Below are 1,890 nucleotides of genomic sequence, written 5' to 3' on the forward strand. Positions count from 1 at the left end.
AGGCCGCCGCCGTCCGTGACACCCTAAAAGGCCTGCTGCTGCAAGCCGCCGCAGCAGACCAACTGCCCGAGCCGCTCAGAGAAGCGGCCCGGCAAATCGTACAGCAGCTGACCGGACAGCAGCTGCTGCTCACCACAGATCGGACCACGCCATTTGCGCAGGTAACGATGTTTCTGCCCTTTACCGGTCCGAACGGCGAAGAGACGGCTTCCGTCCAGATTGAAGCCCGTCGCGGACGCAAGGGAGAACTGGATGCAGAGAATTGCCGACTGTGGTTTGATCTGCAAATGAAAGCATTAGGACAGCTCATGGTTGATGTGCAGGTTGCTGACCGGAAGGTCATCTTGAGAATCCTTACCGAGGATGAAGCGGTGGGAGCCTATCTGGAGACAAAAAATGAGGACATCGAGCAGGCGTTGAATGGAGCGGGATATCAGTTGCTCTCCCTGAAGACAGAGCCGCTTATCACGTCCATGGAAGCTGAAGGTTCTACTCTTGAATTAGGCCGATCCATGACCTATGCTCCTACCCCGTACAAAGGAGTCGATTACCGCATATGAGCGAGCAGGACAAGAAGAGGAACTCCTCACTCAAGAAGGCGGTTGCGCTAAAATATGATCCTGCACAAAACGATGCTCCTGTCCTGGCAGCGAAAGGGACCGGTTATCTTGCGGAGCGTATCCTGGACCTGGCTCGCGAGCATGAAATTCCGGTTCAGGAGGATGCTGCATTGGTAGAAGTATTGTCCAAGCTGGATCTGGACCGTCAGATTCCGCCCGAGCTCTATAATTTGGTGGCCGAAATATTGAGCTTTATTTACCGGGCGGACCGGGATGCAGGAGGCACATTAAGATGAGCGGCGGGACGTTGGGGCCGAGGGAAGGATCGGGAGGTTCAATCAAAGATGGCCGCAAGCTTCGCGGACGGGAAGCCGAAGAGCGTGCGGCCCAATACTTGCTCAAGGAAGGCTATCTAATTGTAGAACGGAATTGGCGTTGCCGGAGCGGTGAGCTTGATATTATTGCCAAAAAGAACGGAATGCTTGTCATTGTGGAGGTCCGCAGCCGAAGCAGTCGAAGCATGGGCTTCGGAACTCCGGCTGAATCGATGACCCCGCGCAAAATTCGCCAGGTCCGGGATACCGCCGCTGTCTATTTGCTCCAGCACGGAGCAAGCACTTCCAATGTGAGGTTTGATCTGATCGGAATTGTGCTGGGACCGGACATGAAGGTTGAATCCCTGGAGCATTACATAGCTTCATTTTAATCCTACTAAGCAATAGTGGTGTTAGCCGAAATCCTTCAGGAGGCGCTTGGACTGCGGCGGTCCAGACAACGGTACTGGATCGCTTCTGCAATGTGCTCGGCTCTGATGTCGCTGGAAGCCTCCAAATCGGCGATCGTTCGCGACAGCTTGATGATACGGTCATAGGCCCGCATACTGAGCCCGAGTGCGCCAAAGGAAGCCTGCAATAATTGCTCTGCTTCCGGCAGTATTCGTACAGTCCGCCGCAGAGCCGAGCCGCTAAGCTCGCCATTCCGGCGATAAGGCGACCCAGTATAACGTTCCAACTGAATACTCACAGCTTTCTCGACCTCCATTCGCATCTCACCAGAAGAACGCGGCTCAGGATCGTGCTGCCATTTCGGCGGTCTTGGAACCTCCACATGCATATCGATCCGGTCAAGCAATGGCCCCGAGATTTTCTCCCGATACTGCGCAATTCGATAAGGAGAGCACGTGCAGAGCTGCTGCGGGGGCTCACTACCAAAAAAGCCGCAGGGGCAGGGATTAAGACTGATTGTTAACAGAAAATGAGCTGGAAATGTAAATGCTGCGCGGGAACGGCTAATCGTAACCCGTCTTTCCTCCAGCGGTTGTCTCAGCACC

Annotated in this window: 3 protein-coding genes and 1 pseudogene; 3 read left to right on the plus strand and 1 reads right to left on the minus strand. The window is 54.6% G+C overall.

Translation table 11 applies throughout. The annotated features are described in order from the left end of the window. The 3 genes and pseudogenes from TX85_RS06780 to TX85_RS06790 form a co-directional block, all read left to right on the plus strand. Positions 1 to 560: pseudogene (locus tag TX85_RS06780) on the plus strand (flagellar hook-length control protein FliK); the annotation flags it as partial. Continuing rightward, positions 557 to 856: an EscU/YscU/HrcU family type III secretion system export apparatus switch protein gene (locus TX85_RS06785; RefSeq protein WP_044478334.1), complete on the plus strand. Its 300-nt coding sequence runs from the start codon at positions 557 to 559 to the stop codon at positions 854 to 856. The pseudogene TX85_RS06780 and the gene TX85_RS06785, both read left to right, overlap by 4 nt. Continuing rightward, entirely contained in the window at positions 853 to 1,266 is a 414-nt protein-coding gene (locus TX85_RS06790; RefSeq protein WP_044478335.1) for a YraN family protein, read from the plus strand. Before TX85_RS06785 ends, TX85_RS06790 begins: the two co-directional genes overlap by 4 nt. A gap of 35 nt (positions 1,267 to 1,301) precedes the next feature. Here TX85_RS06790 and TX85_RS06795 read toward each other — a convergent pair. Beyond that, the coding region (locus TX85_RS06795; protein WP_044478336.1) for a magnesium chelatase subunit ChlI family protein at positions 1,302 to 1,890 on the minus strand (589 nt) is incomplete at its 5' end.

The organism is Paenibacillus antibioticophila (assembly GCF_000455265.1).
In the GTDB taxonomy this organism is placed as follows: domain Bacteria; phylum Bacillota; class Bacilli; order Paenibacillales; family Paenibacillaceae; genus Fontibacillus; species Fontibacillus antibioticophila.